This window comes from Enterobacter cloacae complex sp. 418I7 (genome assembly GCF_050030705.1).
GTDB classification, from domain to species: Bacteria; Pseudomonadota; Gammaproteobacteria; order Enterobacterales; family Enterobacteriaceae; genus Enterobacter; species Enterobacter intestinihominis.
On sequence record NZ_JBLGUU010000001.1, the window covers coordinates 2,321,262 to 2,341,039 of the forward strand.

Genomic DNA, 19,778 nt, shown 5'->3' on the forward strand with positions numbered 1-19,778 from the left:
TAATACCAACCGACCGCACCCCGTAGCACAGGCCAGAAAGATGACAAACAGCAGTGTCAGGGACGGATCTTCTTAAAAAGAGTGAGTGACATGGACAACAAACTGAAAAAACATCGTTCCCTTTATATTCCTTACGCCGGTCCGGTTTTACTGGAGTTCCCCCTTCTGAACAAAGGCAGCGCCTTTAGCATGGAAGAGCGCAGCAGCTTTAACCTGCTGGGCCTGCTGCCTGAAGTGGTTGAGACCATTGAAGAACAGGCAGAACGTGCCTGGATCCAGTATCAGGGCTTTAAAACCGAAATCGATAAACACATCTACCTGCGTAATATTCAGGACACCAACGAAACCCTCTTCTACCGCCTCGTGCAGAACCATCTTGAAGAGATGATGCCCGTCATTTACACCCCCACCGTCGGCGCGGCGTGTGAACGCTTCTCAGAGATCTACCGTCGTTCCCGCGGTGTGTTCATCTCTTATCAGAACCGTCACAACATGGATGACATTCTGCAAAACGTGCCTAACCACAACATCAAGGTGATCGTGGTGACCGATGGCGAACGTATTCTGGGCCTCGGTGACCAGGGCATTGGCGGGATGGGGATCCCCATCGGTAAGCTCTCGCTGTATACCGCCTGCGGCGGGATCAGCCCGGCCTACACCCTGCCGGTGGTACTTGACGTGGGGACCAATAACCAGCAACTGTTGAACGATCCGCTGTACATGGGCTGGCGTCACCCGCGCATTACCGACGACGAGTACTATCAGTTTGTGGATGATTTCATCCAGGCCGTGAAGCACCGCTGGCCTGACGTGCTGTTGCAGTTCGAAGACTTCGCACAGAAAAACGCCATGCCGCTGCTGAACCGCTACCGCGATGAGATCTGCTCGTTCAACGATGACATTCAGGGCACTGCGGCAGTGACCGTCGGTACGCTGATTGCTGCGAGCCGTGCGGCAGGCAGCCAGCTCAGCTATCAGAAAATTGTCTTCCTGGGTGCAGGCTCCGCGGGCTGCGGCATCGCCGAGCAAATTATTGCCCAGACCCAGCGCGAAGGCTTAAGCGAAGAGCTGGCCCGCTCCCGCGTCTTTATGGTGGACCGTTTTGGCCTGCTGACCGACGGCATGCCAAACTTACTCCCGTTCCAGACCAAACTGGTGCAGAAACGCGAAAACCTGAAAAACTGGGATACGGATAACGAAGTGCTCTCGCTTCTTGACGTGGTGCGCAACGTTAAGCCGGACATTCTGATCGGCGTGTCCGGGCAGACCGGCCTCTTCACGGAAGAGATTATTCGCGAGATGCACAAGCACTGCGAACGCCCTATCGTGATGCCGCTGTCTAACCCGACTTCACGCGTGGAGGCAACGCCGCAGGACATCATCGCATGGACCGAAGGTAAGGCACTGGTCGCAACCGGCAGTCCGTTTGATCCGGTGGTGTGGAAGGACAAACTCTACCCCATCGCGCAGTGCAATAACTCCTATATCTTCCCGGGTATTGGTCTGGGAGTTATCGCCTCCGGCGCGTCCCGCATCACCGACGAAATGCTGATGTCCGCGAGCGAAACGCTGGCAGGTCACTCTCCGCTGGTGAATAACGGTGAAGGCCTGGTACTGCCGGAGCTGAAAGACATTCACAAAGTGTCCCGCGCAATTGCCTTCGCGGTAGGCAAAATGGCGCAGCAGCAAGGCGTCGCGGTGAAAACCTCTGCCGATGCGTTGCAGCAGGCGATTGATGATAACTTCTGGATGCCGGAATACCGTAGCTATCGTCGTACTTCGATTTAAATCCGGGTGCTGACCGTTCCCTCGCCCCTCCGGGGCTGAGGGATCTCAGTAATTTGAAAGCAGAAGCGATAACCTTGCCTTCGGAATAACCGAAGGCTTTCAGCGAGGCCCTGGTCCGGCTGTAAATCGCTGAGGCGTTTCCTCCCGTCCCCGATAAGCCGGAAGGAATAAGCCGAAGGGACCGCGAAGCGGCGATTTTCCACCGGAAGCCCGGGTTGCCAGGGTGGTGGCGACTGAGCCACCCTGGCACGTTCACCGGTCATGTCATAACAGAGTAGCAAGGAACGTAAAGTGAACGGAATGACCACCACAGCCGTATGTTCCCCTCACCCTGGCCCTCTCCCCTGAGGGGCGAGGGGATGTTCTCTACCCATATTTATTTGTGGGGATCCCTCAGTCCTTTGGAAGAGGGTGAGACATCATGCCCTTCTTCCACTAGCCAAACCCATTTTCCCCCGCTACACTCCCTTCATCCATTAACCTACTGAAAATATAAGGAGGCCAATTATGCTGTACTGTGAAATTTTCAATGTTTCACATACATTTGGTGATCGCACCAGCTCAAGCGTTATCGGTATCGTGCTGCGATAACTTCCGCTTGAGCGAAGACACCAACCCCTGAAATCCCTTCTCTCGGGCTTACTGAGTTATCGTCAGCGATGTTTGACGAGGCATAAACATGCCTGTAACTCTTGGGTAAGCAACAATGAGCACTTTACTCACTGCACAATCTTTACGTGTTGATACGGCGTTTGGCACGCTATTCGACTCCCTCTCCTTTACGCTGAAAAAAGGCGACCGTATTGGCCTGCTGGGCGACAACGGCTGCGGCAAAAGTACGTTGCTGAAGGTGTTGGACGGCACAGACTCCCCTGCTGCCGGAACCGTCGCATTGGCCGGATACTGTCTGATGGCGCGCGTTGAGCAACACCTGCCAGAAGCCATTTATCCCCTGACCATGCTGGATGCCGTGCTGGCGCAACTGCCCGCGACTGAACGCGAGAGTCTGCACTGGAAAGCTGAAACGCTGCTGGCGGGTATGGGCTTTACACCCCAGGACATGGCCTTAACGTCGGCAACGCTGAGCGGCGGGCAGCACACGCGTCTCCTGCTGGCGCGCGCGCTGATCGGCGATCCGGATCTGTTACTGCTGGACGAACCGAGTAACCACCTCGATTTGCCGACCCTGCTCTGGCTGGAACAGTTTTTACAGAACTGGTCCGGCAGCTTTGTGCTGGTCTCACACGACAGGCAACTATTGGATGCCGTCACCAACGGCAGCTGGATCCTGCGCGATAAGATGTTGCACTACTTCGCCCTTCCCTGCACCGCCGCGCGTCAGGCGCTGGTAGCCAAAGACGAAAGTGATGCGCTGCGGCATAAGGCGGAGCAAAAGGAGATTGACCGCGTAACCGCCAGTGCCAGACGGCTGGCCACCTGGGGCAAGGTCTACGATAACGAAGATCTGGCCCGCAAAGCCAAACAGATGGAAAAGCAGGTCGAACGGCTTAAGGAGAGTCAGACAGAGCTCACCGCAGGCAGTCCGTGGACATTAACCCTGCGCGGTGACGCCCTGCGGGCAGACCGGCTACTGGAGATGGAAAACCTAAGCGTAGCGCCTGAGCCTGGCCTGTCTGAGCTGTTTCACGTCGACATTGCGCGGCTTAGAAGTGGCGATCGCGTGGCTATCGTCGGGCGTAATGGCTGCGGCAAATCATCACTGATGAAGCTTATCTGGCGGCATTTTTCAGGTGAACCTTCAGAGGCTGGCCTGAAACTTCATCCTCGCGTGTCGCCAGGCTATTACGATCAGACGCTGAATCAGCTTTCGGAGGAGGCAACAATCTTTGACGCGCTGGAGCCTTTCGCGCCAGATCCGCAGACCCGTAAAATGGCCCTCATCAGTGCCGGGTTCCCGTGGGCGCGTCACGGGCAAAAAGTCAGTACGCTGAGCGGTGGGGAACGTTCGCGCCTGCTGTTCATCGGCCTGACGCTTGCTCGCTATAGCCTTCTGATGCTGGATGAGCCAACCAACCACCTGGACATGGAAGGCAAAGAGGCGCTGGCGGAAACACTGCAACAGTTTGAAGGCGGAGTGCTGCTGGTGAGCCACGATCGTCAGTTAATTAGCCAGAGCTGTAACCGCTACTGGCTGATTGAGGACGGCAGGCTTAGCGAATGGCACGATGCGGAGGCGGTGTTTGAGCGCCTGCGTGCGGGCACCGGTCCGGTGGTGCCTGGGGCATCGAAGACTGCATCGAAGGCACCACCTTCAGCGTCTGACGATCTGCTCGAACGCCTGGTTGCCCTGGAAACGCTGCTGGAAGAGGATTTGGCGCGCAAGCCAAAACACCAAAAACCGCAGTTGCAGGCGCAATGGCGAAGAGAGATTGAGGAGATAGAAGCCCAACTATAAATCTGTACCCGGCGGTCGTTACGCCGGGTTTTTTACGTTAGCGTTTTCCCCTACTGATTATTAGAGGATCACCGTATTCTTAATCTGAAACTGAATTAATTGATGACATTATGTTGCGGTTGCCTTGCATTACACCGCCAAAGTATTAATCCTTAATGGGTATTACACCTGCTATGCAGATACTCATTAGTAAAAGGAGAAACACATGAAGGCTGCTGTTGTCACTCAGGATCATCAGGTTAACGTTACAGAGAAAACCTTACGCGCGCTCAAACATGGTGAAGCGCTGCTGAAGATGGAGTGCTGTGGCGTTTGCCATACCGATCTCCATGTTAAAAATGGCGATTTTGGCGACAAGACCGGGGTGATCCTCGGCCATGAAGGGATTGGTATTGTCAAAGAGATTGGTCCGGGCGTCACGTCACTGAAAGTTGGCGATCGTGCAAGCGTGGCGTGGTTCTTCGAAGGCTGTGGCCACTGTGAATATTGTAATACCGGCAACGAAACTCTGTGCCGTGACGTAAAAAACGCGGGTTACTCCGTCGACGGCGGCATGGCGGAAGAGTGCATCGTGACCGCGGATTACGCGGTTAAAGTCCCGGAGGGGCTGGACTCTGCGGCGGCCAGCAGCATCACCTGCGCCGGGGTCACCACCTACAAAGCGGTAAAAGTCTCTGAGATCAAACCCGGCCAGTGGATTGCGATCTATGGCCTGGGCGGTCTGGGCAACCTCGCACTGCAATACGCCAAAAATGTCTTTAATGCGAAAGTTATCGCCATTGACGTGAATGACGAGCAGTTGAAGCTCGCTGCCAGCATGGGCGCAGACTTAACCGTGAACTCCCGCAGTGAAGATGCGGCAAAAGTGATTCAGGAGAAAACCGGCGGCGCACATGCGGCAGTGGTGACGGCGGTAGCGAAAGCGGCCTTCAACTCTGCTGTTGACGCGGTTCGCGCCGGAGGCCGCGTGGTGGCTGTTGGCCTGCCGCCGGAAGCGATGAGCCTGGATATTCCACGTCTGGTCCTGGATGGGATTCAGGTGGTGGGCTCTCTGGTGGGTACTCGTCAGGATCTGCTCGAAGCCTTCCAGTTTGCGGCTGAAGGTAAGGTGGTTCCGAAAGTCACGATGCGCCCACTGGAAGATATCAACGCCATCTTTAAAGAGATGGAGCAGGGCCAGATCCGTGGCCGTATGGTGATTGATTTACGTTCTTAACCGCGGTGGCCGGGTAGCGGGTTTGCCCTGCCCGGCCTGTCACGTAGACGAACGGCGATCGGAAATCCACTCCTGAACCTCGATCTGGAACGTGTCCGGCGCTTTTCGATACATCTTCCGCGCCAGATCCAGGATGGTATGGCGTCCTAACTCCTCTTCCATCCGCTGCTGCGCGCTGTCCATAACCGATCGCACCCCGCACGGTCCGTCACAGACCCAGGCCGGTGGCGTTTCATCAAATACCGCCAGGCGCTGACGCACTTCCCGACATTCGAACATATTCTTATCGCCGTCGATGGCGTGCGCCACGTCCAGCACGCTGATCAGCTCTGCCGGACGCGCCAGCCGGAATCCTCCCCCCTTGCCTTCGGTGCTGATAACCAGCCCCGCGCGTGACAAACGAGTGAAAATCTTCCCAAGATAGTCGTACGGTACGCCCTGCAAGGCCGCCATCTCCCGGACGCTCATCTCACGCTCATTGCCTTTTGCATCCACCATACACATCAGGCTATGAATGCCATATTCCACACCAGAACTGTAAAACGCCATGGCTCACTCCGGGTCATTGTTCGCTGCATTATAACGAATTTTAACTCAGAAAGAAGTTGTCGCAGTTAACTCCGACAAGTATAGTGGCAGTTATGTCAGACACACAGCCTGACGAACAAAAGGATCGAGTATGAAAAAGCAGATTTTAATTGTGGGTAGTGGGTTTTCCGGTATGTGGGCTGCGGTCAGCGCCGCGCGTCTTTCTGCTCTGGAAGGTAATAATAGCCTCAGCATTGCCGTGCTGGCCCCGGTGCCGGAACTGCGCGTTCGTCCACGTTTTTATGAAGAGAACGTGTCGACGATGGTCGCGCCACTGACCGAACTGTTTGCTGAGCTGGGTATTGCCTTTATTTCGGGCGAAGCACAACGTATTGATACCTCATCTAAAACCGTTTTGTATCGCGATTCAAACGGCGCCATTGCCGAAGTCAACTGGGAACGTCTGATCCTCGCAACCGGTAGCCAGACTAAACGTCCGCCGATTGCCGGTCTGACTGAATACGCATTTGATATCGACCAACTCGACTCCGCCAGGCTGTTCGAGCAACATCTTGATTCGCTGGTTTCGCGCCCCTCCACCCCAGAACGCAATACCGTGGTCGTGTGTGGCGGCGGTTTTACCGGCATTGAGCTGGCAACGGAACTCCCTGATCGTCTTCGCACCCGCTTCGGCGCCGATACAAAGACTAAAGTGATCGTAGTTGAAAGAGGTGCAACCATTGGCGGGCGTTACAGCGAGGCGCTGCGTAACACCATTGAAGAAGCAAGCAACGCTCTGGACGTTGAATGGCGTTTAAACAGTGAAATTGAAGCTATTGATGCCAGCGGCGTGACGCTGAAAAACGGAGAGCGCATTGCCAGCGCGACTGTAGTGTGGACGGCAGGGGTAGAAGCTAACCCCCTCAGCCTGCAAATTGACGGGGAACGCGACACTCAGGGACGCCTTATCGTCACCGACACGTTGCAGGTCCCTGCGCATTCGGAGGTTTACGCGACGGGTGATATGGCTCACGCCAAAACGGACGATGCGGGCAACACGGCACTGATGACCTGCCAGCACGCGATCCAGCTGGGGAAATTCGCCGGACATAACGCAGCTGCCAGCCTGTTAAATCTGGAGCCGTACCCTTACCGTCAGGTGAATTACGTCACCTGTCTGGATCTGGGTGGCTGGGGCGCGGTGTACACCGAGGGCTGGGAACAGCGTGTTAAATCCGTGCGCGAGGAAGGCAAAAAGATCAAGGTCGCCATCACCAACGAACTGATTTACCCGCCAGCAGCAGACAAAGCTGTCGCATTTGCCGCCGCTGACCCGCTGGCGAAATTCGTGTAGTCCCCTCCTGTGCCCGCGACCAGCGGGCAAAGCGTGAAATCAGGCCAGCGCTCCTGCGTTGGCCTGACGCTTTTTGGCACATAAAAAACCGTACATCAACAGAGAGGTCATTGCTGAGAAGGATAAGATCGCTGCCGGAAGCGTGACATAGCTCCAGCTAAAGCCGAGCGTAATCATCATTCCACCGAAATACGCGCCTATTGCGCTGCCGAGGTTAAACGCCATTTGCCCGCCTGCGGCCCCCAGCATTTCGCCGCCTTTCGCATTTTGCAGCAGCAGTATTTGCAGCGGCGCAGAGAGCGCAAACAGCCCGGCGCAGCAAACAAATCCCATTACCAGTGAAGCTGTTTTAAGCTCGCCAAACGCGAACAGTAACAGCAGCGAAGCCACAATCACCATGTCGGTGGTGGCAGCAATGTGCAGCGGGCTAAAGCGCGACGACAGCTTGCCGCTGAAGACATTACCCAGCACCATGCCCAGCCCCATCAGCATCATGATCGCGGTCATGACGCCCTCGGAAAAGCCTGACACGTTGACCATAAACGGCTTCACGAAGCTAAACCAGGCAAACACCCCGGCATTGCCAAACATCGTTGCGGCAAAAATTAGCCACGGTTCCGGTTTTTTCAGGAAGTGGAATTGTTCTGTCAGCCGGGTGGTTGTCGTGTCGTGAATGTCTGGCACCCACAGCAGAACAGAGAGGATCACCAGCGCATCAAAGACGGCAATCAAAAAGAAGGTGTAACGCCAGTTAAATTCATGTCCCAGCCACGTCCCGAGCGGGACGCCAAGCAAATTGGCAACGGTCATCCCGGCAATCATCCCTGCTACAGCAACCGTCACCTTACCCGGTGGCGCAATTTTTGACAGGATTATCGCCCCCACACCGAAAATCGCGCCATGCGGGAAACCAGAGATTAAGCGCCCCGTCGCCAGCCCTATGTAGGTGTCAGAGAAGGTAAAGAGCGCGTTACCGACGACGCACATCGCCACCAGAAACAGCAGCGTTGTTTTCAGCGAAAATTTACTGGAGAACAGCGCCACAATCGGCGCGCCGATCACTACGCCAAAAGCGTAAAACGAAATCATATTTCCGGCGGAGGGAATCGAAATGCCCGTATCATGAGCCAGTTCTGTCAGCACGCCCATAATGCCAAATTCAGCCATCCCCAGGCCAAAGGTAGCCAGTGCTAACGAAAAAATTGTTTTTTTCATACCGCGACCACTGTTAAAAAATACGCAGCGTGCATTATTGATTAAACTTGTATGGTGAACCAGTTCAAATCAGCTTTCTGACACATTAATCCATTCATTCAGGCCGATTACACGCTTAGTACGGCCTCGATCCCGCGACCGGACCCATAGGGAGACCCGCCATGGTCAGTAAGAAGAAAACCCGTGTTGTTGATGATGTCGTTAAAAACGCGCCGCTCAAAACCAAAGCGTACGAGCAAGAGCTTCGCCGACTCCATGTTGAACTGGTTAAGCTCCAGCAATGGGTGGTCGCCAAAGGGTTAAAGGTCTGTATTGTTTTTGAAGGGCGAGACGGCGCGGGTAAAGGCGGCGCCATCAAAGCCATCACCGAACGCGTCAGCCCCCGGGTGTTTCGCGTTGTTGCGTTACCGGCCCCCACCGATAAAGAAAAAAGTCAGCTCTATTTTCAGCGTTACGTTCCCCATCTGCCCTCTGCTGGTGAAATCGTCATTTTTGACCGGAGCTGGTACAACCGCGCAGGCGTGGAAAGAGTAATGGGTTTCTGTACCGAAGAGCAGGCCGACAAATTTCTTGATGGAACGCCGGTGATGGAAAAAGCGATGGTCGATGCCGGGATCATATTGTTGAAATACTGGCTTGAAGTAACGCCAAAAGAGCAGGAACGCCGCCTGCGCGATCGCATTAATGATGGTCGCAAGATCTGGAAGCTGTCTCCAATGGACATAAAATCTTTCAATCTGTGGGATGAATATACCCTCGCCCGTGATGCGATGTTTAAAGCGACCGACACCGCCTGGGCGCCGTGGTTTGTGGCGCGCTCAGAAGATAAAAAACGGGTTCGGTTGAATATTATTTCGCATCTGCTTTCACAGATCCCCTATAAAGAAATTCACGTTGACAAGGTGGATTTACCGAAACGCAAGATCGGCAAAGTGAAGCCAACAAAATATCCCTTCCGGTATATTGCAGAGCGGTTTTGATATTACTGGAAGACGGCTCGCATAATGTAGATTACCAGGGGAAACAGTATTGTTTTTTGTTGGCTGCGGTTGATAATGACCGCACCAACAAAGGAGAAAACATGAAACCGAACCGCACAGAAAGATGTGCTACGACAGAGCGCCCTACGGGGAATAGACCTCGCCCACTCTCTACAGCAGGAGAGCTCAAGCGGCAGCGTCAACAGGATCAAGGATTTATTAAAGCAATGAATGAATTAACGGCCAAAGCCGGGCTATTATCGGATGACCCTTATTTCGGAGGGCTTTGATGTGTTTTCAGTTTGACGTTTACCGCAATCCATCAAACAGAACGTGTGAATATCAACCCTATTTTATGATTATTCAGCACGATTATTATGACGACTTATCAACGAGACTTATTGTCCCGTTAAGCTATCACAATCATTTAAGAGGATATTCAAACGCTGCAACGCCACTGGTGAACCTTGAATTCCAGACATATTTTCTTAATACAGCCAACATCACACACGTGGAGACAAAAAAACTTAATAATAAGGATTATGTATGTAATCTGCGCAGTACAAGAAGCAGTGTTCTTGCAGGAATTGATGCGTTAATTACCAATACGTAGCTAAAAGCCGCGCAAGCGCAGCGCCGCCGGACAATGCCGACGGCGCAAGGTTTACTTCAACCCTTCTGAACTCTCTTTTTGCGCTTCAAGACGCTCAATGTCGCGGTACCAGCGCGGATGGTGCTTCTGCGCCCAGCGGCGGCTCACCTTCCCTTCAATCATGCCTTTAATCGATCCTTTCACCCAGAATGCCATATACATATGGATCAGAATGGCGTGGATCAGAATAATGGCCGAGGTCGCGTGGATCAGCAGCGCATAACGCACCACCTGAATCGGGAAATAGTGCGCAAAATACGGACGCCAGATGATCACCCCGGTCACCAGCAGCACAAAAATCATGCTCATGATGGTCCAGAACATCATCTTCTGCCCGGCGTTATATTTGCCCACCTTCGCGACTTTATGCTCGTTGCCTTTCAGAACCTCAACAATCCCTTTTAGCCACGGAATATCCTGCTTGTCAGGGATGTTGTGATGAACGAAACGTACAAACATAAACATCAGCACCACGAAAATCAGTACGCCGAAGAACGGATGCAGTATGCGCCCCATCTGCGGTGTCCCGAAGGTTTCCGTTAGCCACTGTAGCGTCGGGAAGAAGAACGAAATGCCGGATACCGCCACCAGGAAGAAGCAGATGACCACCGTCCAGTGACAGGCGCGATCGACAAATTTTGTGCGCACTATCATTTTCGACTTACTCATGATGCTCCTCCTCGTCGTCATCCACCTCTTTATTCGGCCCGATACCGATGTAGTGATAAATCAGCCCGGCAAAGGTGGCGATAAAGCCCGCCGCTGAGAGCGGCTTAAGCGCCCCTTTCCAGAGGTTGATTGAGGTATCGATCGCCGGATCCTTCGGCAGATTGTGATACAGCTCCGGCTGGTCATTGTGGTGCAGAACATACATGACGTGCGTACCGCCCACGCCCTGCGGGTTATAAATCCCGGCCTTGTCATAGCCGCGCGCTTTGAGCTTATCCACCCGCTGCTGCGCCACTTCCAGCATCTCTTTTTTGGTGCCGAAGTGGATAGCCCCGGTAGGACAGGTCTTCACGCAGGCAGGCTCCTGTCCGACGCTGACGCGATCGACACACAGCGTGCATTTATAGACCCGGTTATCTTCTTTATTGAGGCGCGGGATATTAAACGGACAGCCTGCGATGCAGTAGCCGCAGCCGATACAGTTATCCTGCTGGAAGTCGACGATCCCGTTGGCGTACTGAATAATTGCACCCGCAGACGGGCATGCCTTCAGGCAGCCCGGATCTTCACAGTGCATACAGCCGTCTTTACGGATTAGCCACTCCAGCTTGCCGTTCTGGTCGGTTTCGCTAAAGCGCATCACCGTCCAGGACTTGGCGCTCAGATCAGCCGGGTTATCGTAAACGCCAACGCAGTGCCCCACCTCGTCGCGGATATCGTTCCACTCCGAGCAGGCCACCTGGCAGGCCTTACAGCCCACGCAGGAGGAGACATCGATCAGCTTGGCGACTTCTGCCTTGTAGTCCCGCGCGCGAGGCGCGGGCGTTATCGGGTTGGTCGCGGAGCGTTTAATAATGTCTTGTGTTTCCATCGCCATTTAATCGCTCCTTACGCTTTCTCGATGTTGACCAGAAACGCTTTATACTCTGGCGTTTGCGAGTTGGAATCGCCGACGTTTGGCGTCAGGGTATTGGCGATGTAGCCTTTCTGCGCCACCCCTTCAAAGCCCCAGTGCAGCGGGATGCCGACGGTTTCTACCTGCTGGCCGTGTACGTTCAGACTTTGCAGACGACGGGTGACCACCGCTACCGCGCGAATAAAGCCGCGCTTGCTGCTCACCGTCACGCGATCGCCATTGGCAATGCCTTTCGCCTTCGCCAGCGTTTCGCTTATCTCCACAAACTGTTCCGGCTGCGCGATGGCGTTAAGCCGCGCATGTTTGGTCCAGGTATGGAAATGCTCAGTCAGGCGGTAGGTAGTTCCGACATACGGGAACTTGTCCTTTTTACCTAAACGCAGCACGTCATCTTCATAGATACGCACTACCGGGCTGGAAACTACGTTCGGGTGCAGCGGGTTAGTGCCGAGCGGCGTTTCCATCGGCTCGTAATGTTCCGGGAACGGCCCTTCCGCCAGCTTGTCGATGGCAAACAGACGTCCCAACCCTTCCGGCTGCATGATAAACGGCCCGGTGTTGCTGCCCGGCGCGGCGGTGCTGAAGTCCGGGATATCGTTCCCCGTCCACTTCGTGCCGTTCCACTCGATCAGCATGCGTTTCGGATCCCACGGCTTACCGTTCACGTCTGCCGAGGCACGGTTGTACAGTACGCGGCGGTTCAACGGCCACGCCCATGCCCAGCCCAGCGTGTTGCCCAGGCCTGACGGATCTGCGTTATCACGGTTGGCCATCTGATTACCCTGCTCCGTCCAGCTGCCGGTGTAGATCCAGCAGGACGAGGCCGTGGTTCCGTCGTCACGCAACAGCGCGAAGCTATTGAGCAACTGGCCTTTCTTCGCGACCATATTGCCGTTGGCATCGTACAGATCGGCCAGCGCCACGCCGTTGTTCTCTTTTGCCACCTCTTCAGACTCAGGATGATCCGGCTGCTTGTAGTTCCAGCTCATCTTCAGCAGCGGCTCTGCGCCTTTGCCGCCTTCGGTGCGGTACATCTCGCGCAGACGATGGTAAATACCGGCCAGAATTTCGCCGTCATTACGCGCTTCACCCGGCGCATCCTGACCTTTCCAGTGCCACTGTAGCCAGCGGCCAGAGTTGGCAATAGAACCGTCCTCTTCCGCAAAGCAGGTCGAGGGCAGGCGGAACACCTCGGTCTGAATGGATGCCGGATCGACATCGTTAGACTCACCGTGGTTCTGCCAGAACGTAGACGTTTCGGTGACCAGCGGATCAATAACCACCATGTACTTCAGCTTGCTCAGGCTGCGAACGACTTTGTTTTTATCCGGGAATGACGCCACCGGGTTAAAGCCCTGGCAGATATACCCCGTGACGTCGCCCTTATCCATCATGTTGAAATACTTGATGACATCGTAAGCCTGATCCCATTTCGGCAACCACTCAAAGCCCCAGTCATTCTCTTTCTGCGCCGCATCGCCGTAGAACGATTTCATCAGACTGACGGCAAACTTCGGGTAGTTACTCCAGTAGTTCACCTGGTCCGGACGCGTCGCTTTTGGCGTGTTGGCGTCAAGCCAGCTTTGCCAGTCGGTCTGCTTCTCCGACGGCAGGGTCAGGTAACCCGGCAGGCTGGTCGACAGCAGGCCGAGATCGGTTAAGCCCTGAATGTTGGAGTGTCCGCGCAGGGCGTTCACGCCGCCACCGGCCATCCCCATGTTGCCGAGCAGCAGCTGGATCATCGCCATGGTACGGATGTTCTGCGCGCCCACGGTATGCTGCGTCCAGCCCAGCGCGTACAGGAAGGTGGTTGTTCTGTCGGCGGCACTGGTGGAGGCCAGCACTTCACATACTTTCAGGAAGTCTGCTTTCGGCGTACCGCAGATGTTTTCCACCACGTCTGGCGTATAACGGGAAACGTGTTGTTTCAGCAAGTTCCACACGCAGCGCGGATCGCTCAGGGTCTCATCGCGTTTCGCGTAGCCGTTTTCGTCGAATTGATAGTTCCAGGACGATTTATCGTACTGACGTTTCTCTGCGTCATAGCCGCTGAACAGGCCATCTTCGAAGGCGAAATCTTCCCGCACCAGCAGGCCGGCATTGGTGTAATGCTTAACGTATTCCGCGTTAATCTTATTGTTTTCGATCAGGTACAACAGCACGCCGGAAAGGAACGTAATATCCGTACCGGAGCGGATCGGCGCATAAATATCAGCCACCGATGCCGTACGCGTAAAGCGTGGATCGACGACAATCAGCGTCGCATCGTTGTTGTTTTTCGCTTCCATCGCCCAGCGGAATCCCACCGGATGGGCTTCAGCGGCGTTACCGCCCATCACCACCACGACGTTTGCGTTTTTGATATCAACCCAGTGGTTGGTCATCGCACCGCGACCAAATGTTGGAGCAAGACTTGCTACCGTTGGTCCGTGTCAGACGCGCGCCTGGTTATCAACCGCCAGCATGCCGAGGGAGCGCACAAATTTTTGCGTCAGCATGCCGGTCTCATTACTTGCCGCAGATGCACACAGCATCCCGGTGGAGGTCCAGCGGTTTACCGTCACGCCCTGCTCGTTCTTTTCAATAAAGTTGGCGTCGCGATCCGCTTTCATCAGTTTTGCAATACGTGAGAAGGCCTCGTCCCAGGAGATGCGCTGCCATTTCTTAGAGCCCGGCGCACGATATTCCGGATAGCGCAGACGGTTTTCACTGTGGACGTAGTCCAGCAGCCCCGCCCCTTTCGGGCAAAGCGCCCCGCGGCTCACCGGATGGTCCGGGTCCCCTTCAATATGATAAATCGCTTCTTTGGCGTTCTTCGCGCCATCACCCAGGCTATACATTAATAGCCCACAACCCACGGAGCAGTATGTGCAGGTGTTACGGATCTCTTTCGCGCGCAGCAGTTTATAGTTGCGTGCCTGAGCCAGCGCCATTTTGGGAGCGAATCCCAGCATTGCGGCTGTTGTTCCGGCCATACCGCCCGCGCAGATTTTAAAAAATTGTCTGCGGCTGACGTCCATTGCTGTCCTCGTTATCTGATAAGACTTCGCGCCGCAAACTAACAGCAAAGCCCCTGTTTTTTTTGCGTCAAATCAAGGTCGCCGAACTTCGCCCCCTTAATAGTCACCGCCGGTATGATTTATTACTCCTTTCGGGTTAACCGCGAAACAGAAAATTCGCCTGGTGAATGGGTTAGATGCTATAAGTTTACCCTTTGATTTTTATGAGACTGGCAGGGTAATGGACAGAAAAAGAGCAACGCTGATTGGCCTGGTGGCCATACTGCTGTGGAGCACCATGGTGGGTCTCATCCGCAGCGTCAGTGAGGGACTTGGCCCGGTGGGGGGCGCAGCGATGATCTACACCGTCAGCGGATTATTGTGTCTGGCGACGGTAGGTTTCCCTGATATTAAACGGTTTTCGAAAGGCTATCTCATTGCGGGCAGCGTCCTGTTTGTCAGCTATGAAATGTGCCTTGCCCTGTCGCTTGGCTTTGCCGCGACGCGCTCGCAGGCAATTGAGGTGGGCATGGTCAATTATCTCTGGCCAAGCCTGACGATTGTGTTCGCCATTTTGTTCAACGGTCAAAAATCCACCCTGTGGGTGATCCCCGGCTTAGCGATCTCCCTGTTGGGCGTGGGCTGGGTCTTAGGCGGCGAAAACGGGCTGCACGTTCACGACATCATGCTAAACATCGTTTCCAGCCCGCTGAGCTACGGGCTGGCATTTGCCGGTGCCTTTATCTGGGCCGCCTACTGCACCGTCACCAGCAGGTATGCCAGAGGGCAAAATGGCATTACTCTTTTCGTCCTGCTGACCGCCCTGAGCCTGTGGGTCAAATATGCCGTCAGCGATCAGCCTGAAATGGTATTCAGCGTGCCGGTAGTCGTGAAGCTGTTGATGTGTGGTGTTGCCCTTGGCTTTGGCTACGCCGCCTGGAACATTGGGATCCTCCACGGTAACGTCACGGTGCTTGCGGCCGTCTCCTACTTCACCCCGGTACTCTCTGCCGCGCTGGCGGCTATTATGCTGAGCTCTCCGCTTTCATTCTCATTCTGGCAAGGTGCATTAATGGTTTGCGCAGGATCATTACTTTGCTGGTATGCCACCCGCAAATAGCATTTTAATTTTACCGGGCACGAATTATGCCCGGTAAAAATTAACATTATTTTAATATGTGATCACAGTAAAGAATATTATTTATAACATTCGTATGTATTTCTATTTCTGTATAGAGTACTCATAAAAAGTCAGATCCGTTGTGGAAATTGACATAAACTGACAACGCAGGTAATTAATTCAACCCCAATATTCCCGCACTATATAGCACATAGTGCAATAGTTTATTTCTGGATGTTTCTTTTAAAAAACAGTTGCAGGCTCCAGGATAAATCCACAAGCCACTGTTTTAAAAGTCAATAACGCGGCCAATTCCTTGACATTACCTGCCAAGCCCTTTTATCTCTCTCTAAAAACAAAAACGCATGGCAACTATTTCCAGCCTTATTATCGTGTTTTGTTAATAATCAATTTATGTATATAAATTAACCTTACTGAGCGATTTAAGGGAAATTTATCGGATCAGGATCACACTAATTGAAATTATCTTTAATATTTTGAAACTTATTATTGAAAGCAGTCTACGGAATTTTAAAAATAGTCTGCCATTGACGATAAGCCTCGTTTAAAAATCGCTCAGGTGGCTTAGGAAATACCTAAATAAAATTATAAGGGTTAGTTAAGATGAAACTTAAATTAGTTGCAGTGGCAGTGACTTCCATGTTGGCGGCTGGCGTTGTTAACGCGGCTGAAGTTTTTAACAAAGACGGTAACAAACTGGATCTGTACGGCAAAGTTACTGGTCTGCACTATTTTTCTGATGATGCTGGTAGCGACGGCGACAAAACATACGTTCGTCTGGGCTTCAAAGGTGAAACTCAGATCAACGATCAGCTGACCGGATACGGCCAGTGGGAATATGAGTTCAAGGGCAACCGCTCTGAAGCTCAGGGTTCCGACGGCAACAAAACCCGTCTGGCCTTCGCTGGTCTGAAATTCGATGAATTCGGTTCCTTCGACTACGGTCGTAACTACGGTGTTGCTTATGACATCGGCGCATGGACTGACGTTCTGCCAGAGTTCGGTGGCGATACCTGGACGCAGACTGACGGCTTCATGACCGGTCGTACCACTGGCGTTGCCACCTACCGTAACACCGACTTCTTTGGTCTGGTTGACGGCCTGAACGTGGCTGCCCAGTACCAGGGTAAAAACGACCGTTCAGAGATCACCGAATCCAACGGTGACGGCTGGGGTCTGTCTTCTACCTATGAATTCGACGGCTTCGGTGTGGGTGCGACCTACGCGAAATCTGACCGTACTGACCGTCAGGTTCGTGCTGCAAGCAACCTGAACGCCGGTGGCGAAAACGCAGAAGTCTGGGCTGCTGGCCTGAAGTACGATGCGAACAACATCTACCTGGCAACCACCTACTCTGAAACCCGCAACATGACGGCGTTCGGTAGCGGTCACGTTGCCAACAAAGCACAGAACTTCGAAGTTGTGGCTCAGTACCAGTTTGACTTCGGTCTGCGTCCATCCATCGCTTACCTGAAATCCAAAGGTAAAGACATCGGTTCTTATGGCGACCAGGACCTGGTTGAATACGTTGACGTTGGCGCGAGCTACTACTTCAACAAAAACATGTCCACCTACGTTGATTACAAAATCAACCTCGTGGATGACAGCCAGTTCACCAAAGATGCCAAAGTGGCTACCGACAACATCGTGGCTGTAGGTCTGACCTACCAGTTCTAAGAGGTGTTAGTTCAAAAGGCCAGCCCTCGCGGCTGGCCTTTTTTTTACTGCTGCCCTCCGACCTTCGCCAGACTAAACCAGATCCCGATCGCCAGAATCATCAGCATGGCTCCCGCACTGCCCAGGGCCACGCTGTGCGAGGTGATGAACGCGGTTTTTGCCGCCGTCATCACCGGCTCGGCCAGTGACGGCGTCAGCTCCTGCGCGACCTTCATCGCTTCACCGATGGACGACGAGGCTTTATCGGTCAGCGACGCGCTCAGCCCCTGCGGCAGTACAATTGACGCCGAAAAGCTGCGGGTTAACAACAGACCGAAAATGGCGATCCCGAGACCAGCGCCCAGCTCGTAGGACATGGTTTCGATCGCGCCTGCCGCGGCCGCTTTCTCTTTCGGCGCGGCAGCCATGATCGCTGACGTCGATGCCAGCAGTGCGCTGGCGGCACTGAAGCCCAGCAGCACCATCAGGCTCCACGCCTGCCACTGTTGGGTGCTGAAATCGAGCGTCGACAGGCCGATAAAACTGATCGCGCTTAGCCCCATGCCTCCGGCCGCGACAATGCGCAGCCCCAGACGCCCGACCAGCACACCCGCGATCGGCCCGCTAAATCCGCTCGCCACCATCACCGGCAGCATAAATATCCCTGCTTCAAACGGCGTAAAACCATGCACGAACTGCAACTCCTGCGCCATCAGCAGTTCAAAGCCCACCAGCGCAATCATGGCGGTCATCGCCATGACCACGCCGCTTAAAATAATGCGATGGCAAAACAGACGCATGTCGATCATTGGCACGCGCGCGCGCAGCTGGATACGGACGAAAATAAACAGCATCACCGCCCCGGTAAGCAGCGTAGAGGCCACCATCCACGGCGACAGCACCCCTTTCAGGGCGGTTTTGGCGCTGTAGACCAGCAGTAAAATGGCGACAATCAGCATAATGGCATGGCTGATATTGAGCGGCTGCTCGGGCCGACCCTGCTGAGCAGGCACAAAGCGCGCAGCAAGCGAAACCACGATCAGCACGATCGGCACGTTAATCAGGAAGACCGAACCCCAGTAAAAGTGCTCCAGCAGCATGCCGCCAATCAGCGGGCCAAACGCCGCGCCGCCCGACCCAACGGCAGCCCAGACGCCAAGGGCGATGTTACGGTGCCGCACGTCAATAAACAGCGTGCGGATCCCTGCAAGCGTAGCCGGAATGATCATCGCCGCGCCAATCGCCAGCGACGCGCGGGCGGCAATCAGCCAGCACGCGGACGGCGCAAAAGCCGCCGCTAACGATGACAGGCCAAACAGCACGCTGCCGATCATCAGCAGGCGCTTAAAACCTATGCGATCGCCCAGCGCGCCCATCGGCAGCACCATCCCCGCCATCACCAGCGAGTAAATATCAATAATCCACAACAATTCGTTGCCGCTGGCACCCAGCGTCATGCTCAATGTTGGCGCCGCCACGTGCAGCACCGTCGCGTCAATCGCCACCGGGATATACACCAGCACGATAATCACTAACGCTAACCACTGACGAAACATAAATTTCCTTTTCATTTAAAAACTGGACACATGTCCAGATTGCGATCCTACGTAAAGTTGAACACTTGTCCAGCTCTTTGTTACACTCGTTTCGTTGCCATTGAGAGTGAGAAATTATGCGTTATCTGAGCAAGGACGAGCGGCGGGAAGAGATCCTACAGGCCGCAATGCGCGTGGCGCTGACCGAAGGATTCGCTGCGATGACCGTGCGCCGAATCGCTACCGAAGCGGGCGTCGCCACCGGGCAGGTGCATCACCACTTTGCGTCGGCGGGCGAGCTTAAGTCGCTGGCGTTTGTCAGGCTGATCCGCGATTTGCTGGATGCTGAAATCGTTGGCGAAAACGCAGGCTGGCGCGAGCGCCTGCATGCCATGCTCGGCAGCGATGACGGCGGGTTTGAGCCCTACATTCGGCTGTGGCGGGAGGCGCAAATTCTCGCCAGCCGGGATAGCGATATCAAAGGCGCCTACGTTTTGACCATGGAGATGTGGCACCAGGAAACGGTCGCAATTATCCGCGCCGGGGCGGAGGCCAACGCCTTTACGCTTGCTGATCAGCCGGAAAATATCGCCTGGCGTTTAATTGGTCTGGTATGTGGCCTGGATGGCATATACGTCTTAAATATGCCTGAAATGGACGACGCGGCATTTAATAAGCATCTGGATAAACTTATCTCCCTCGAATTGTTTTAA

At 54.3% G+C, this 19,778-nt stretch carries 16 protein-coding genes; 10 read left to right on the plus strand and 6 right to left on the minus strand.

Translation table 11 applies throughout. The features are described 5' to 3' along the window. Positions 1-90 precede the first annotated feature (90 nt). The 3 genes from ACQG0S_RS11205 (at position 91) to adhP (ending at position 5,420) form a co-directional block, all read left to right on the plus strand. Complete coding sequence (locus tag ACQG0S_RS11205; protein WP_022648194.1) at positions 91-1,788, plus strand: NAD-dependent malic enzyme; 1,698 nt, start codon at positions 91-93, stop codon at positions 1,786-1,788. Between the two features lie 706 nt (positions 1,789-2,494). Further along, positions 2,495-4,204, plus strand: a complete 1,710-nt coding sequence (locus ACQG0S_RS11210) for an ABC-F family ATP-binding cassette domain-containing protein (RefSeq protein ID WP_023306253.1) — start codon at positions 2,495-2,497, stop codon at positions 4,202-4,204. Positions 4,205-4,409: 205 nt separating this feature from the next. Further along, a complete protein-coding gene (gene adhP / locus ACQG0S_RS11215; RefSeq protein ID WP_023306254.1) occupies positions 4,410-5,420 on the plus strand; it encodes an alcohol dehydrogenase AdhP in 1,011 nt (336 codons plus the stop codon). A 39-nt stretch (positions 5,421-5,459) separates the two neighbouring features. On the opposite strand, the gene ACQG0S_RS11220 is transcribed toward adhP, so the two are convergent. Continuing rightward, entirely contained in the window at positions 5,460-5,969 is a 510-nt protein-coding gene (locus ACQG0S_RS11220; RefSeq protein WP_022648200.1) for an RrF2 family transcriptional regulator, read from the minus strand. A gap of 130 nt (positions 5,970-6,099) precedes the next feature. Between ACQG0S_RS11220 and ACQG0S_RS11225 the strand changes: the two genes are divergently transcribed. Beyond that, positions 6,100-7,302 (plus strand): NAD(P)/FAD-dependent oxidoreductase, encoded by a 1,203-nt coding sequence (locus tag ACQG0S_RS11225; protein ID WP_032624210.1) that lies wholly within the window; start codon positions 6,100-6,102, stop codon positions 7,300-7,302. Positions 7,303-7,341: 39 nt separating this feature from the next. On the opposite strand, the gene araJ is transcribed toward ACQG0S_RS11225, so the two are convergent. Continuing rightward, positions 7,342-8,517, minus strand: coding sequence for an MFS transporter AraJ (araJ, locus tag ACQG0S_RS11230; RefSeq protein ID WP_063137774.1), 1,176 nt, complete (start codon positions 8,515-8,517; stop codon positions 7,342-7,344). A 161-nt stretch (positions 8,518-8,678) separates the two neighbouring features. On the opposite strand from araJ, the gene ppk2 reads away from it, so the two are divergent. Genes ppk2 through ACQG0S_RS11245 form a run of 3 tightly spaced genes read left to right on the plus strand, consistent with a single transcriptional unit; the run spans position 8,679 to position 10,110 of the window. After that, entirely contained in the window at positions 8,679-9,497 is an 819-nt protein-coding gene (ppk2, locus tag ACQG0S_RS11235) for a polyphosphate kinase 2 (RefSeq protein WP_022648203.1), read from the plus strand. Next, positions 9,494-9,787, plus strand: a complete 294-nt coding sequence (locus ACQG0S_RS11240) for a hypothetical protein (protein WP_126514228.1) — start codon at positions 9,494-9,496, stop codon at positions 9,785-9,787. Before ppk2 ends, ACQG0S_RS11240 begins: the two co-directional genes overlap by 4 nt. Further along, a complete protein-coding gene (locus tag ACQG0S_RS11245) occupies positions 9,787-10,110 on the plus strand; it encodes a CcdB family protein (protein WP_023300173.1) in 324 nt (107 codons plus the stop codon). Before ACQG0S_RS11240 ends, ACQG0S_RS11245 begins: the two co-directional genes overlap by 1 nt. A gap of 51 nt (positions 10,111-10,161) precedes the next feature. Here ACQG0S_RS11245 and fdnI read toward each other — a convergent pair whose 3' ends face one another. From fdnI to fdnG, 3 genes are read right to left on the minus strand one after another with little or no spacing between them, the layout of a single operon-like run. Then, positions 10,162-10,818, minus strand: coding sequence for a formate dehydrogenase-N subunit gamma (fdnI, locus tag ACQG0S_RS11250; RefSeq protein ID WP_023300174.1), 657 nt, complete (start codon positions 10,816-10,818; stop codon positions 10,162-10,164). Beyond that, complete coding sequence (fdxH, locus tag ACQG0S_RS11255) at positions 10,811-11,695, minus strand: formate dehydrogenase subunit beta (RefSeq protein ID WP_003857048.1); 885 nt, start codon at positions 11,693-11,695, stop codon at positions 10,811-10,813. Before fdxH ends, fdnI begins: the two co-directional genes overlap by 8 nt. Positions 11,696-11,706: 11 nt before the next feature. Then, positions 11,707-14,754, minus strand: coding sequence for a formate dehydrogenase-N subunit alpha (gene fdnG, locus ACQG0S_RS11260; RefSeq protein ID WP_154850452.1), 3,048 nt, complete (start codon positions 14,752-14,754; stop codon positions 11,707-11,709). Between the two features lie 220 nt (positions 14,755-14,974). Between fdnG and yddG the strand changes: the two genes are divergently transcribed. Both yddG and ompC read left to right on the plus strand, forming a co-directional pair. Next, entirely contained in the window at positions 14,975-15,853 is an 879-nt protein-coding gene (yddG, locus tag ACQG0S_RS11265; protein ID WP_032624206.1) for an aromatic amino acid DMT transporter YddG, read from the plus strand. Between the two features lie 624 nt (positions 15,854-16,477). Then, positions 16,478-17,551: a porin OmpC gene (ompC, locus tag ACQG0S_RS11270; protein WP_022648207.1), complete on the plus strand. Its 1,074-nt coding sequence runs from the start codon at positions 16,478-16,480 to the stop codon at positions 17,549-17,551. 44 nt (positions 17,552-17,595) lie between these two features. Here ompC and ACQG0S_RS11275 read toward each other — a convergent pair whose 3' ends face one another. After that, on the minus strand, positions 17,596-19,086 hold the full coding sequence (locus ACQG0S_RS11275; protein WP_063137775.1) for an MFS transporter: 1,491 nt from the start codon (positions 19,084-19,086) through the stop codon (positions 17,596-17,598). 116 nt (positions 19,087-19,202) lie between these two features. Here ACQG0S_RS11275 and ACQG0S_RS11280 point away from each other — a divergent pair, with 116 nt between their 5' ends. Next, complete coding sequence (locus ACQG0S_RS11280) at positions 19,203-19,778, plus strand: TetR family transcriptional regulator (protein ID WP_015570471.1); 576 nt, start codon at positions 19,203-19,205, stop codon at positions 19,776-19,778.

What these genes read in the sequence shown, in the direction of transcription:
- ACQG0S_RS11205 (WP_022648194.1), top strand. Translation starts at nt 91, where the DNA reads ATGGACAACAAACTGAAAAAACATCGTTCCCTTTATATTCCTTACGCC.
- ACQG0S_RS11210 (WP_023306253.1), top strand. Translation starts at nt 2,495, where the DNA reads ATGAGCACTTTACTCACTGCACAATCTTTACGTGTTGATACGGCGTTT.
- adhP (WP_023306254.1), top strand. Translation starts at nt 4,410, where the DNA reads ATGAAGGCTGCTGTTGTCACTCAGGATCATCAGGTTAACGTTACAGAG.
- ACQG0S_RS11220 (WP_022648200.1), bottom strand. Translation starts at nt 5,969, where the DNA reads ATGGCGTTTTACAGTTCTGGTGTGGAATATGGCATTCATAGCCTGATG.
- ACQG0S_RS11225 (WP_032624210.1), top strand. Translation starts at nt 6,100, where the DNA reads ATGAAAAAGCAGATTTTAATTGTGGGTAGTGGGTTTTCCGGTATGTGG.
- araJ (WP_063137774.1), bottom strand. Translation starts at nt 8,517, where the DNA reads ATGAAAAAAACAATTTTTTCGTTAGCACTGGCTACCTTTGGCCTGGGG.
- ppk2 (WP_022648203.1), top strand. Translation starts at nt 8,679, where the DNA reads ATGGTCAGTAAGAAGAAAACCCGTGTTGTTGATGATGTCGTTAAAAAC.
- ACQG0S_RS11245 (WP_023300173.1), top strand. Translation starts at nt 9,787, where the DNA reads ATGTGTTTTCAGTTTGACGTTTACCGCAATCCATCAAACAGAACGTGT.
- fdnI (WP_023300174.1), bottom strand. Translation starts at nt 10,818, where the DNA reads ATGAGTAAGTCGAAAATGATAGTGCGCACAAAATTTGTCGATCGCGCC.
- fdxH (WP_003857048.1), bottom strand. Translation starts at nt 11,695, where the DNA reads ATGGCGATGGAAACACAAGACATTATTAAACGCTCCGCGACCAACCCG.
- yddG (WP_032624206.1), top strand. Translation starts at nt 14,975, where the DNA reads ATGGACAGAAAAAGAGCAACGCTGATTGGCCTGGTGGCCATACTGCTG.
- ompC (WP_022648207.1), top strand. Translation starts at nt 16,478, where the DNA reads ATGAAACTTAAATTAGTTGCAGTGGCAGTGACTTCCATGTTGGCGGCT.
- ACQG0S_RS11275 (WP_063137775.1), bottom strand. Translation starts at nt 19,086, where the DNA reads ATGTTTCGTCAGTGGTTAGCGTTAGTGATTATCGTGCTGGTGTATATC.
- ACQG0S_RS11280 (WP_015570471.1), top strand. Translation starts at nt 19,203, where the DNA reads ATGCGTTATCTGAGCAAGGACGAGCGGCGGGAAGAGATCCTACAGGCC.